General features: G+C 65.5%; 12 protein-coding genes. All 12 read left to right on the top strand.

Going from position 1 to position 13,388, the window contains the following annotated elements:
* Window positions 1-46 precede the first annotated feature (46 nt).
* Complete coding sequence (gene pepN / locus ACLBKT_RS15755; RefSeq protein WP_410183935.1) at window positions 47-2,710, top strand: aminopeptidase N; 2,664 nt, start codon at window positions 47-49, stop codon at window positions 2,708-2,710.
* A 1-nt stretch (window position 2,711) separates the two neighbouring features.
* Entirely contained in the window at window positions 2,712-3,464 is a 753-nt protein-coding gene (gene pgeF / locus ACLBKT_RS15750) for a peptidoglycan editing factor PgeF (RefSeq protein WP_410183934.1), read from the top strand.
* A 229-nt stretch (window positions 3,465-3,693) separates the two neighbouring features.
* Entirely contained in the window at window positions 3,694-4,257 is a 564-nt protein-coding gene (gene petA, locus ACLBKT_RS15745) for a ubiquinol-cytochrome c reductase iron-sulfur subunit (protein ID WP_410183933.1), read from the top strand.
* A 67-nt stretch (window positions 4,258-4,324) separates the two neighbouring features.
* Entirely contained in the window at window positions 4,325-5,686 is a 1,362-nt protein-coding gene (locus tag ACLBKT_RS15740) for a cytochrome b (RefSeq protein WP_410183932.1), read from the top strand.
* 53 nt (window positions 5,687-5,739) lie between these two features.
* On the top strand, window positions 5,740-6,597 hold the full coding sequence (locus tag ACLBKT_RS15735) for a cytochrome c1 (protein ID WP_410183931.1): 858 nt from the start codon (window positions 5,740-5,742) through the stop codon (window positions 6,595-6,597).
* 92 nt (window positions 6,598-6,689) lie between these two features.
* Window positions 6,690-7,241, top strand: coding sequence for an adenine phosphoribosyltransferase (locus tag ACLBKT_RS15730; RefSeq protein WP_410183930.1), 552 nt, complete (start codon window positions 6,690-6,692; stop codon window positions 7,239-7,241).
* A gap of 143 nt (window positions 7,242-7,384) precedes the next feature.
* Window positions 7,385-10,222, top strand: a complete 2,838-nt coding sequence (locus ACLBKT_RS15725; RefSeq protein ID WP_410183929.1) for a monovalent cation/H+ antiporter subunit A — start codon at window positions 7,385-7,387, stop codon at window positions 10,220-10,222.
* Window positions 10,219-10,614: a Na+/H+ antiporter subunit C gene (locus ACLBKT_RS15720; RefSeq protein WP_410183928.1), complete on the top strand. Its 396-nt coding sequence runs from the start codon at window positions 10,219-10,221 to the stop codon at window positions 10,612-10,614. Before ACLBKT_RS15725 ends, ACLBKT_RS15720 begins: the two co-directional genes overlap by 4 nt.
* Complete coding sequence (locus ACLBKT_RS15715) at window positions 10,614-12,131, top strand: monovalent cation/H+ antiporter subunit D (RefSeq protein ID WP_410183964.1); 1,518 nt, start codon at window positions 10,614-10,616, stop codon at window positions 12,129-12,131. The genes ACLBKT_RS15720 and ACLBKT_RS15715 overlap by 1 nt, the downstream gene beginning before the upstream one ends.
* A complete protein-coding gene (locus ACLBKT_RS15710) occupies window positions 12,128-12,616 on the top strand; it encodes a Na+/H+ antiporter subunit E (protein ID WP_410183927.1) in 489 nt (162 codons plus the stop codon). The genes ACLBKT_RS15715 and ACLBKT_RS15710 overlap by 4 nt, the downstream gene beginning before the upstream one ends.
* Window positions 12,613-12,882: a K+/H+ antiporter subunit F gene (locus ACLBKT_RS15705; RefSeq protein WP_410183926.1), complete on the top strand. Its 270-nt coding sequence runs from the start codon at window positions 12,613-12,615 to the stop codon at window positions 12,880-12,882. The genes ACLBKT_RS15710 and ACLBKT_RS15705 overlap by 4 nt, the downstream gene beginning before the upstream one ends.
* Complete coding sequence (locus tag ACLBKT_RS15700) at window positions 12,879-13,304, top strand: Na+/H+ antiporter subunit G (RefSeq protein ID WP_410183925.1); 426 nt, start codon at window positions 12,879-12,881, stop codon at window positions 13,302-13,304. Before ACLBKT_RS15705 ends, ACLBKT_RS15700 begins: the two co-directional genes overlap by 4 nt.
* Window positions 13,305-13,388 lie beyond the last annotated feature (84 nt).

Below are 13,388 nucleotides of genomic sequence, written 5' to 3'. Positions count from 1 at the left end.
GGTTGTGCGTTGCAACCGCTCGACACGACCGGGTATGGGACAGGCCATGGACATCGCAACCACCCCCACCACCCCCGACGGCAACCCCGAAATCGCGGACGCTGCGCCCACCCCGCACGAGCCGCCAGTGATTCGGCGCGAGGATTATCAGCCATTTGCGTGGCTGGTGCCGACCACGCAGCTCGACTTCCGCTTGGGTCTGGAGGTGACCCGCGTCACGGCGACCTTGCAGGTTGAGCGCAACCCAGCTGCCGACGCCTCGTCCGAACTCCGCCTCGACGGCGACAGTCTCACCGCCGAGAGCGTGACGGTGGACGGGGCTCCTGCCGACTGGCGCATGGACGGCCCCGACCTGATCGTCACCCTGCCGGGCGCGAAGCACACGGTCGCGGTGGTCACCACCATCGATCCCTCGGCCAACACCCAGCTGATGGGCCTTTACGCTTCCAATGGGATGCTCTGCACCCAATGCGAATCGGAAGGCTTCCGGCGCATCACCTTCTTCCCCGACCGACCCGACGTGCTCTCGACCTATGCGGTGCGGATGGAGGGCGACAAGACGCTCTTTCCGATCCTGCTGTGCAACGGCAACCGTGTGGCCGAGGGCGACAGTGGCGACGGCACGCACTGGGCCGAGTGGCACGATCCCTGGCCCAAGCCGTCCTACCTCTTCGCGCTGGTCGCGGGCGATCTGGTGGCGAACTCGAAGCCCTTCACCACCCGCTCCGGCCGCGTGGTCGAGTGCAATGTCTGGGTGCGGCCGGAAGACCTCGAACGCACCGATCACGCATTGGAGTCCCTGCATCGCTCGATGACATGGGACGAGGAGGTGTTTGGCCGCGAATATGACCTCGATCTCTACAACATCGTCGCCGTCAGCGACTTCAACATGGGGGCGATGGAGAACAAGGGCCTCAACGTCTTCAACACGAAGTACGTGCTGGCCGACCCCGACACCGCCACCGATGCCGATTTCGACGCGGTCGAAGGCGTGATCGCGCATGAATATTTCCACAACTGGTCGGGCAACCGCATCACCTGCCGCGACTGGTTCCAGCTCTCGCTGAAAGAGGGCTTCACCGTGCTGCGCGACCAGCTGTTTTCGCAGGATATGCGCGGCGAGGCGGTGAAGCGGATCGAGGATGTGCGCATCCTGCGCGCCGCGCAGTTCCCCGAGGATGCGGGGCCGCTGGCGCACCCGATCCGGCCCGACAGCTACCGCGAGATCAGCAACTTCTACACGGCGACCGTCTACAACAAGGGCGCGGAAGTCATCCGCATGATGCGCTCAATGGTGGGCGTCGAGCGCTTCCGTGCGGGCACCGACCTCTATTTTGACCGCCATGACGGCGAGGCTGCGACCTGCGAAGATTTCATCACAGCGATCGAGGACGGGGCCGGAATCGACCTCACGCAATTCCGGCGCTGGTATTCGCAGGCGGGCACCCCGCGGGTTGCGGTGTCGCAGGCCGTGGAGGGCGACACGCTCAAGCTCACCTTTCGCCAGACCGTCCCGCCCACCCCCGGCCAGCCCGACAAGTTGCCCATGCCGATCCCCCTGCGGGTAGCGGTGCATTCGCGCGGGCAGGGCGCGCTGGGCGAAGAACAATTGATCGTGCTGACGGATGCGGAGCAGAGCTTCTCCCTCCCGCTGACCGGCCCCGATCCGGTGGTCTCGATCAACCGCGGCTTCACCGCCCCGATCGTGATCGAACGCGATCTGGCGCGCGAGGACCTCGTGTTCCTCGCCGCGCATGATGATGATCCCTTTGCGCGGTCGGAAGCCTTGCAGGAACTCGCGGTCGGGCATCTCGTCGGCACGGCGAGTGGTGCGCTGGCGGCGGGGGAGCAGGCGGCGGGCGAGGCTGCGATCATCGGCGCGTTCCGGTCGAGCTTCGCCGACAACGCGCTTGACGATGCAATGCGCGGCGAATTGATGGTGCTCCCGTCCGAAACCTATCTGTTCGAAGTCATGGCGACCGGCGACCGCAAGGCGGATCCCGGGGCGATCCACACTGCGCGTGAGGGGTTGAAGGCCGCCATCGGCACCGCTCTGGCGGGTGAGTTGCAGGCGCTCCACGCGCGGGCTTCGGGCGTTTCGCTCGACGATCCGGCCGGACGCGGCGCGCGCAAGGTCAAGACCATCGCGCTGGGCCTGATCGCCGCCGCTGACCCGGCCAAGGCCGCCGAACTCGCCGCGGCGCAGTTCGATGCCGCCGACAACATGACCGACCGGCAGGGGGCGCTGATGGTGCTGTGCGGGCTCGATACCCGCGCCCGCGAAGAACGGCTCGCCGCCTTCTACGAGCGCTACAGGGACAATGCGCTGGTGGTCGACAAGTGGTTCACCTTGCAGGCCCTGTCGCTTCATCCCGAAGTGATCGCGCATGTCCGCAAGCTTGCCGAGCATCCTGACTTCACCCTGAAGAACCCGAACCGCGTGCGCTCGCTGCACATGGCCTTTGCCGGCAATCCCAAGGGCTTTCACAGGGCGGACGGCGCGGGCTACCGGATGGTCGCCGACGTCATTCTGGCGCTTGATCCGATCAACCCTCAGACCGCGGCGAAGTTCGTGCCTGCGCTCGGGCGCTGGCGGCGGATCGAGCCGGGGCGGGCGGCGCTGATGAAGGGTGAGCTGGAGCGCATCTTGGCCACGGGCAATCTGTCGCGCGATACTTTCGAGCAGGTCAGCCGCAGTCTGGAAGACTGACGTGGCAGACTTCTCAATCGAACGCTCCGCCGTGCTTGAAGGCGTGCCGCATGGCTTCTTCGGCAGCGCGGGCGGTGTGCATCAGTTCGGCTTTGGTGGTCCGGGCGATCCGGCGGAGGTGCAGGCGCTGCGCGCTGCCGCCGCCGACGCGATCCGTGCCGGTGGGCGCCTCGCCGCCCCGCATCAGGTGCATTCGCCCGATATCGTGGTGGTGGACGAAAGCTGGGACGATTCCGCCGCAGGCCGACCGGTTGCCGATGCGGTGGTCACGGCCACGCCGGGCATCGTGCTCGGGATCGTCACGGCGGACTGCGGCCCGATCCTGTTTGCTGACCGCCAAGCCGGTGTGATTGGCGCGGCCCATGCCGGGTGGCGCGGCGCGGTGGATGGCGTGCTCGAAAACACCATTGCCGCGATGGAAACGCTCGGCGCGCAGCGGGAGCGTATCGCCGCCGTGCTCGGGCCGACCATCGCGCAAGCGAGCTATGAGGTCGACGCACCATTCCGCGCGCATTTCGCCGCCGATGCCGAGCCGTTTTTCGCGTCCGCGCCGGAGCGTGAGGGCACCCCCCGATGGCATTTCGATCTGCCCGGCTTCATCATGGCGCAGCTGACCGCGTCGGGCCTTAGCAAAATTGCGGATATGGGGCGGGATACATTCTCCCATGTCGCGCGTTACCATTCCCACAGACGCTCTAGCCAAGCGGGTGAGGCCAATTATGGTCGGCAGATCAGTATGATCGCGCTGCCCTGACACAGGCTTGCACGCAGGCGAACGCGGCTTGTTTAAAACACGGTTGGATTCTCGCAGGATTGCCGTTAATTGCCCCGCGCAAGTTTCGGGTGAGGTGCGCTCAAAGGCGCGTCAGGTCCGACACAGGGATCAATCGACGGAATGGAATCGGGGCGCGAGCCCCGGCAGTGGAACACAACGCCGCGCGGGCCATTTCGCCGTCGCGGCAGAACGAGCAGGGTAAGACGAAATGGCTATTAACACGGCCGATACCAGCGCACTCAGCACCGAAGAAGGCGTGCGCCGTCGCGACTGGATCCACATTGCCGCGCTGAGCACGGCGGGTGTTGGCGGCGCATCGCTGCTGTTTCCGCTGATCAGCCAGATGGCGCCGTCGGAAGATGTGCTCGCCGCGAGCAGCACTGACGTTGATGTCGGCGCGATCCAGCCGGGTCAGAGCATCAAGACCACGTTCCGCAAGCAGCCGCTGTTCGTCAAGCGTCTGACCGCCGAAGAGATCGCCAAGGCCAAGGCTGATGACGGCGCAGCGATGCGCGATCCGGCGACCCTTGCCGAGCGCACCAAGGAAGGTCACGAGGACATTCTGATCACCATGGGCGTCTGCACCCACCTCGGCTGTGTGCCGCTGGGCGCGGCCGAAGGTGAGAACAAGGGTGAGTTTGGCGGCTATTTCTGCCCCTGCCACGGTTCGCACTACGACGTGGCCGGCCGCATCCGCAAGGGCCCGGCGCCGCTCAACCTGAAGGTGCCGGAATATAGTTTTTCGTCTGACACCGTCGTCCGGGTCGGGTGAGCCTTCGTATCTGAACGATAATGATAATCGTCTGTTTCCTTAACTCAGATCAAGCCGAGAGAACGCCATGAGTTTCGCCTGGGCCAAGCAGTATGAACCGCAGTCCGCTTTCACCAAGTGGCTGGACGAGAAGTTGCCGTTTCCGCGGCTCGTCTACAACGCGGTGGGTGCCGGTTATCCGGTGCCGCGCAACCTGAATTACATGTGGAACTTCGGCGTGCTTGCCGGCTTCTGCCTGATGATCCAGATCGTCACTGGCGTCGTGCTCGCGATGCACTACGCCGCCAACGCGCAGGTCGCGTTCGGGACGGTCGAGCACATCATGCGCAACGTCAATTACGGCTGGATGCTGCGTTATGCCCACGCCAACGGGGCAAGCTTCTTCTTCATCGTGATCTACCTGCACATCTTCCGCGGGTTCTTCTATTCCTCCTACAAGGCCCCGCGCGAGATGATCTGGCTGCTGGGCGTGGTGATCTTCCTGCTGATGATGGCGACCGCCTTCATGGGCTACGTCCTGCCGTGGGGCCAGATGAGCTTCTGGGGCGCGCAGGTCATCACCGGCCTGTTCTCGGCGATCCCGCTGGTGGGTGAGCCGCTGCAGGTGTGGCTGCTGGGCGGCTTCGCGCCGGACAACGCCGCGCTCAACCGCTTCTTCTCGCTGCACTTCCTGATGCCCTTCGTGATCGCGGGCGTCGTGATCCTGCACATCTGGGCGCTGCACATCCCCGGCTCGTCGAACCCGACCGGCGTGGAAGTGAAGCAGGAATCGGACACCGTGCCGTTCCACCCCTACTACACCGCGAAGGACGGCTTCGGCCTCGGCGTGTTCCTGATCCTGTTCACCACCATGGTGTTCTTCCTGCCCAACGCGCTGGGTCACCCGGACAACTACATCGAAGCGAACCCGCTCTCGACGCCCGCGCACATCGTGCCCGAATGGTACTTCTGGCCGTTCTACGCGATCCTGCGCGCCTTCACCGGTGACCTCAGCATTCCGTTCACCGGCATCGTGCTGATCCCGGCCAAGCTGCTCGGCGTGATCGCGATGTTCGGTTCGATCCTGCTGTGGTTCGTCCTGCCCTGGCTGGACAAGAGCCCGGTGCGTTCGGGTCACTATCGCCCGATGTTCCGCAAGTTCTTCTGGTTCGGCCTGATCCCGACCATGATCGCGCTGTTCATCTGCGGCGGTGCGCCGGCTGAAGAGCCCTACGTGATCATCAGCCAGATCGCCACGGCGTATTACTTCCTGCACTTCCTGGTGATCCTGCCGATCATCAGCCAGATCGAAGTGCCCAAGCCGCTGCCCTTCTCGATCACCGAAGCGGTGCTCGGCAAGGATAAGGTCGTGGAAGCTCCGCGCGCCGGTACGGTGGACGGCACCGACGCTGGCACCGCCACTGATGGTTCACTGCAACCGGCCGAATAAGCGGCCGGGGCAGTCCCAAGCTATCTGAACCGACAACGAGAAAGAGTTCAGTCATGTCTATTCGTCTCGGCGGCATCATTGCAGGCCTGGCCATCACCCTAGTTCTGGTGCTCTGGTCGCTTGCACCCGGTGCCTACAACTTCGCCTTCGGCCCGGCGCCGGAAAAGCAGCCGTCCTATGCCTTCTACGAGCATGGTGAAGGCCCGGCGAACGGCTTCTCCTTCGACGGTGCGTTCGGCAAGTGGGACTATGCCCAGTTGCAGCGCGGCTATCAGGTCTACAAAGAGGTCTGCTCGGCCTGCCACAGCCTGAAGTTCGTCGCCTTCCGCAACCTTCAGGAGCTTGGCTATACCGAGGCTGAAGTTGACGCCGAGGCCGCCAGCTGGACCGTTCCGGGCATCGATCCCGCCACCGGCGAGACGACCACCCGTCCGGGTGAGCCGATCGACTACTTCCCGATGCCGTTCCCCAACGCCATCGCGGCGGCCGCTGCCAACAACAACGCGATCCCGCCTGATCTCTCGCTGATCACCAAGGCGCGTCATGACGGATCGAACTACGTCTATTCGCTGCTGACCGGCTATGGTGAGGCCGATCCGGCCAAGGCCGCCAAGGTTGGCTTCGAGACCCCTGATGGTCTGTACTTCAACAAGCACTTCCCGAACGTGAACATCGCCATGGCTCCGCCGCTCGCGGTTGACGGTCAGGTGACCTATGCGGACGGCACCGCGTCGACCATCCCGCAGATGGCGACCGACGTGGCAGCCTTCCTGACCTGGACGGCCGAACCGTCGTTGGTGGAGCGCAAGCAGACCGGCTGGTTCGTGATCGGCTTCCTGCTGTTCGCGACGGTGCTGGCCTTCCTCAGCTACAAGCAGATCTGGGCCGGGGTGAAGCCGAAGAAGGGCTAAGCCTGCCTCATCGAAATGCGGGAGCGCCCCGTCATCCCTTGCGGATGGCGGGGCGCTCTGCTTTTACGGGGCTGAAACAGGGGCCTTTCGCTATGACTGCACCGCATCTCTCTCCCGCAGAGCTCAAGACGCTGGTGCGTACCGTGCCGGACTTCCCGCATCCGGGCATCCAGTTCCGCGACATCACCACGCTGATCGGTCACCATCAGGGCATGGCGGCGAGCGTGCATCATCTTGCCGAGCTCGCCGATGCGGCGGGCGCACACAAGATTGCCGGTATGGAAGCGCGCGGCTTCATCTTCGGAGCGGCGGTCGCGGTGCAGCTTGGCATCGGCTTTGTGCCGGTGCGCAAACCCGGCAAGCTTCCGATCGACACCATCGGCATCGACTATGCGCTCGAATACGGCACTGACCGGCTCGAAATGGACCCGGGCGCGATCGAGCCCGGGCAGAAGGTGGTGATGGTCGATGACCTCATCGCCACCGGCGGCACGGCACTCGCTTCGGCCGAACTGCTGCGCATGGCGGGGGCGGTGGTCGAGCAGGCTCTGTTCGTGATCGACCTGCCTGATCTTGGCGGCGCGGCGCGGCTGCGCAGTGCGGGGATCGCGGTCAATGCGTTGATGGCGTTCGAAGGCGATTAGCTCCGGCTCCGGTTGCCGAGGGAACCTTGGCGGGCCGGATTGGGTTGTGCTGAGACAAAACCCTCGTCTATGCCTGACAGGGGCGCAGACCGCGGCCCCGTCGCAACGCCTATTCGTATGACAAAGGACCACCGGGGCCGCCAATGGCTATTGCCTTGACGCTTTTGACGCTGGTCGCGCTCCCATTTTTGGCTGCGCTGGCGATTGCGCTGCTGCATCGCGCGGGGCGGGCGGTGCATTCCGGCATCGCCGCCGGGGCGAGCGCCGGGGGGCTGGCGCTTCTGGCGATGCTCACCGCGCCAGTGCTCGGCGGGGAGGTGCCTTCGGCCAGCTGGGCGTGGGTGCCGGCGCTCGGTCTCGATCTGACGCTGATGATCGATCCGCTGGGGTTGATGTTCGCGGGATTGATCCTTGGCATCGGCTTGCTGGTGGTGATCTTTGGGCATTTCTACCTCTATGCGGGTGAGGCCACCGGGCGCTTCTTCGCCAGCCTGATGCTGTTTCAGGGCGCGATGCTGGGTATCGTCATTGCGGGCAATGTGCTGCTGCTGCTGGTGTTCTGGGAGATGACCAGTCTCGCCTCCTTCCTGCTGATCGGGTTCTGGCAGCACAAGGCGGAGGCGCGGCAAGGCGCGCGCATGGCGCTGGCGGTCACAGGCGGCGGAGGCCTCGCGCTGATCGGGGGCATGGTGCTGCTGGGGCTGGTGGCGGGAAGCTTCGATCTTGCGACGATCCTTGAGCGCGGTGACATCGTTCGTGCATCACCACTTTATCCGGTGTTGCTGGGGCTGATCCTGCTGGGGTGTTTCACCAAGTCCGCGCAGTTCCCGTTCCACTTCTGGCTCCCCCATGCGATGGCCGCCCCGACCCCGGTGAGCGCCTATCTCCATTCGGCGACGATGGTGAAGGCGGGCGTGTTTCTCCTCGCGCGGCTGTGGCCGGTGCTGGCGGGGACCGAGCTTTACACCGGTATCGTCACGAGCGTGGGCCTGACCACGATGATCGTGGGCGCAGTGGTGGCGCTGTTCCGGCACGATCTGAAGAGCATTCTTGCCTATTCCACCATCTCGCAGCTCGGGATGCTGGTGATGCTGCTCGGCTTTTCGCTGGAGGCAGCGGCGCTGGCGGCGGTGTTGCACATTCTCAACCACGCAGCCTTCAAGGCGGCACTGTTCATGAGCGCCGGAATCGTCGAGCATGAGACCGGCACGCGCGATATCCGGCGGCTGGGTGGGCTGGCGAAAGCGATGCCGATCACCGCGCTGACTGCCACGCTGGCGGCAGCGTCGATGGCGGGCTTACCGCCGCTGGGCGGGTTCATCTCCAAGGAGCTGATGCTCTACGAGACCCCCAAGCTCGCATGGCTGGGCCTGCCCTGGCTGCTGCCGGTGCTGGCGACCTTGGGCGCGACCGTCTCGGTCGGCTATTCGCTACGGCTGGCCGCGCATCTGTTTTTCGGCCAGCCGCGCGAGGCCGAGCCCTATGCCCGCGCGCATGATCCGGGCGCCGGCATGTGGATCGCACCCGCGCTGCTCACCACGCTGGCGGCGCTGCTCGGTCTGATCCCGATGCTGCTCGCAGGCCCGCTGGTGGGCGCCGTGACCGCCGCCGTCACCGGAGCGCCAGCGCCCGAATTCGACCTCGCCCTGTGGCACGGGGTCAACCTCGCGCTGATCCTCAGCCTGATCGCGGTCGCTGGCGGCGCGTTGCTGCTGTGGCAGCATAGGCCGCTGCTGGCCGCATGGGAGCGGGCCAGCCTGCCAGATGCGAAGCACATCTTCGAACGCGCCCTCGCCTTCGCCGACAGATGGGTGCGCAAGGCGATTGTCGCCACGCACACACCCTCGCTGCAACGGATGCTGCTGGCGAGCTTCGGCGTGATCGTGCTGCTGGTCATCGACGGCGCGCAGGCGGGTGGCGGGGCGCTGACCGGTGGCCGCGCGCTCCTGCCCGCCTCGCCGGTCGCGGTCGTCGCGTGGGTGCTGCTGATCGCGGCGACAGCGGCTGTGGTGAACGATTCCCGCAACCGGTTGCGCGTGCTGATCTATGTCAGCGTCATCGGGCTCGTCGTCAGTCTGACCTTCGTGCAATTCTCCGCGCCCGATCTCGCGCTGACCCAGATTTCGGTCGAGGTGGTGACGATCCTGCTGCTGCTGCTTGCGCTCAACCTTCTGCCCAAAAACCCGCCGCTGCTGTCCACCGCCCCGCGCAAATGGCGTGACGGCGCGCTGGCGATCACCGGCGGCGTGCTGGTCGGCGGGATTGCCTGGGCCATGCTGACCCGCGATCCGGGGCCGAGTATTGCCGCCTATCACCTTGCCAATGCCAAATCGGGCGGAGGGGGGACCAATGTGGTCAACGTCATCCTCGTCGATTTCCGCGCCTTCGATACCCTCGGAGAGATCATCGTGCTTGGCATCGCCGGGCTCGGCATCTTCGCGCTGCTGGAAAGCACGGCCACCGGCGCAGCAGGCGCGCGGCTGCGGGCGTGGCGCGAGGACATGCCCCATTCGCCCGAACGCCATCCGATGATGCTGGTTGTTGCCAGCCGCATCGTCTTGCCGCTGACCCTGACCGTGGCGATCTACCTGTTCCTGCGCGGGCACAACCAGCCGGGCGGCGGTTTCATTGCCGCACTGGTAGCCGCAATCGCCTTCCTCGTCCAATACCTCGCCGCCGGGTTCGACTGGTCCGAAGCGCGCAAGCGGTTCGGAGAGCATCAGCTGATCGCCTGGGGCGTGCTGGTGGCGATGGCGACAGGGCTCGGCTCGTTCCTGTTCGGGGCAAAGTTCATGACCTCGACCTTCGGCTATTTCACGCTCCCGCTGATCGGCACATTCGAGCTGGCCAGCGCGATGCTGTTTGATACCGGCGTGTTCCTCACCGTGTTTGGCGCCGTCATGCTGGCGCTCGCGCAATTGAGCCACATCGCCCAGCGTGCGGCCCGCGCGGCCCGCAAAGGCGGGGAGGGCGGCGCATGAGTTACGAATTCCTCGTTGCGAGCGCGATTGGCGTGCTGGTGGCCGGCGGCATCTATCTGGCTCTGCGGGCCCGCACCTTTCAGGTGGTGCTCGGCCTCACGCTGATCTCTTACGCGGTCAACCTCTTCCTGTTCGCCTCGGGGCGGTTGGTGGTGGGGCGGCCACCGATCTGGGACAAGGCGGTGAGCGATTACACCGACCCTCTGCCCCAGGCGCTGGTGCTGACCGCGATCGTCATCACCTTCGGCATGACCGCCTTCGTGGTGATTCTGAGCCTGCGCAGCTTTCTTGAGACCGGCAGCGATCATGTCGACGGCGACAATGTGCCGTGTGACACGCAGGACGGCACGGCTGGCCGCATCGCCGAAGAGGGGGAGGACACGCGGCCGTGATGCTCGCTGACCATCTCCCGATCCTGCCGGTTATCATCCCGGCGCTGGCTGCGCCGATCGTGATGCTGGTGATACGGCGGCGTCCCACGCTGGGCGTTGCGGTTTCCGTGGCCTCGTGTCTCGCGATGCTGGCGACCGCGCTCGCGCTGATGGTGCAGGTGAGCGATGGTACGATCCTCGCCTATGCCGTGGGGGAGTGGGCCGCGCCCTTTGGCATCGTGTTGGTGGCTGACCGGCTCGCCGCGATGATGCTGATGCTGACGGCGAGCCTTGCGCTGATCGCCTTGCTGCACGCGGTGGTGACGCGCGCGGACCGCAAGGGCTGGCATTTTCTCACCCTGTTCCAGTTCCAACTGATGGGCCTGAACGGTGCCTTCCTGACCGGCGACCTGTTCAACCTCTTCGTGTTCTTCGAAGTGCTGCTGATCGCCTCTTACGGCCTGATGCTGCACGGCCAAGGCCCGGCGCGGCTCAAGGCGGGTGTGCAATATGTGGTGGTGAACCTCGTCGGTTCCTCGCTGTTCCTGATCGCGCTGGGGATGCTCTACGCGCTGACCGGCACGCTCAACATGGCCGACATGGGCCTGCGCGTGGCCGCGGTTCCGGCCGAGGATCAGGGCCTGCTGCGGATCGCTGCGCTGCTGCTGGTGAGCGTTTTTGCGCTCAAGGCCGCGGTCGCGCCGCTGCACCTGTGGCTGGCGCGCACCTATGCCGTCTCCACCCCGGCGGTGGCGGCGCTGTTTGCGATCATGACCAAGGTTGGCGTCTATTCGCTGATCCGGGTGGTCCCGCAGGTCTTCGGTGATGGCGCAGGCGCGGCGGCGTGGGTGCCGGCACCCTATCTGCTGCCCGCCGCTCTGGTGAGCGCTGTGATCGGCTTTGCGGGCGTGTTCGTCGCGCGTAGCCTGTCCGAACAGGCCGCCTATGCTGTCATCGGATCGACCGGCACGCTGCTGATCGCGGTCGCCGGGTGGAGCGCCGGGAGCCTTGGTGCGGGCCTCTACTATCTCGCCCATTCGACCCTGGCAGCGGCGGCGCTGTTTCTGGTGGCGGATGTGGTCGCGCGGCGGCGGGGTGCTTTTGGCGACAAGGCGAGCCCCAGTCCGGTCTTCGCGCAGCGCGGCGGAATCGCGCTCCTGTTCATGGCCGCAGCGATTGCGGCCACCGGCTTGCCGCCATTGTCCGGCTTCATCGGCAAACTGCTGATCCTCACATCCGTCGCCACCCTGCCCGATTGGGGCTGGTCCTGGGGCGTGATCCTCGGGACGACCTTTATCGGCGTGGTCGGGTTCGCCCGGGTGGGGAGCGCGGTATTCTGGAAGACGGCTGGCGAGGGAACCGCACCTGTGGGCCCTGCCACCCGCGTTGACCTCGCTGCACCCGTCATCGCCTTGGCGCTGCTGGCTGCGCTCGCGGCAGGAGCAGGGTGGGCGAGCGCCTATGCCGATGCCGCCGCCGCGCAGGTGCTCGACCCTGCGCAAAGTGCGCGCGCTGTGCTGACGGAGGTGGGACAATGATGAACCGCCTCTTGCCCCATCCCGGTCTTAGTCTGCTGCTGGTCGTGATGTGGGTGGTGATGGTCAGCGACCTCACCTTCGGCACGCTGTTCCTTGGGATCGTGTTCGGCATTCTGGTGCCGATCTTCACCGCGCCGTGGTGGCCCGAGCGGCCGCCGGTGCGGTTTATGCCTGCGCTCGGCTATCTCGCGATCGTGCTGTGGGACATCGTGGTCGCCAATTTCCACGTCGCTGCAATCATCCTGTTCAAGCCCAATCGCGCGCTCAAGCCCGCCTGGTTGACCATCCCGCTCGATCTGACCTCGCCCGAAGCGATCACGGTGTTTGCGGGCACGATCAGCCTGACGCCGGGCACGGTTTCGAGCGATATTTCGGCGTGCGGCCAGTATCTGCTGGTCCATGCCCTGCACGCGCCCGATCCGGCGGGCGAGGTCGCCAAGGTCAAGGCGCGGTATGAGGCGCGGCTGAAGGAGATTTTCCGATGATCGCATATGCACTCGCCTTCGGCTTTGCGGCACTGGGTGTGGCGCTGGCGCTGAACCTGTGGCGGCTGTTCAAGGGTCCGGGGGTCGCCGACCGCATCCTCGCGCTTGATACGATGGTGATCAACGTGATCGGGATCATCGTGCTCATCGGTATCGGCTCGGGCAGTGGCACGTCCTTTGAAGCCGCGTTGCTGCTGGCGATGGTCGGCTTTGTCGGCACAGTGTCCTATGCCAAGTACCTGCTGCGCGGGGATATCATCGAATGAACGGCGCCGGTCCCGCCTCTGCCGATCTGATCGTCAGCGCGCTGGTGGTGCTGGGCGGCGTCTTTGCGCTGATCGGCAGCTGGGGTCTGGTGCGCCTGCCTTCCCTGATGGAGCGTCTCCACGGCCCGACCAAGGCGACAACCTTGGGGCTGGGGGCCATGCTGGTCGGTTCGGTGCTGTGGTTCCAGCTGGCCGAGGGCGTTTGGACCACGCATGAGCTGCTGGTCTCGGTGTTTCTGTTCGTCACCGCGCCGATCAGCGCCAACATGATCGCCAAGGTCCACCTCCACCGCCTGCGGCAGGGTGAGGCAAGCGCGGGTGCTGGCCCAGCTGGCACGCCCGCGCCGCCGCCGGGCGCCGCCGATTGGGCCACTCACGAAGCGCCACATGATGGCACGCCGGGCGACTTCGTGGGCGACTAGCCAAACAGCTTCTCTCCATCAGCGCTGAGCCAAGTTTTCGCGCTCGCGACTGCCGAACCGTCCGCCAAGCCTGTGTTCATCCCG

This window comes from Erythrobacter sp. W302b, assembly GCF_046452395.1.
Lineage (GTDB): Bacteria > Pseudomonadota > Alphaproteobacteria > Sphingomonadales > Sphingomonadaceae > Erythrobacter.
This window is presented reverse-complemented; position numbering and strand designations above follow the sequence as displayed.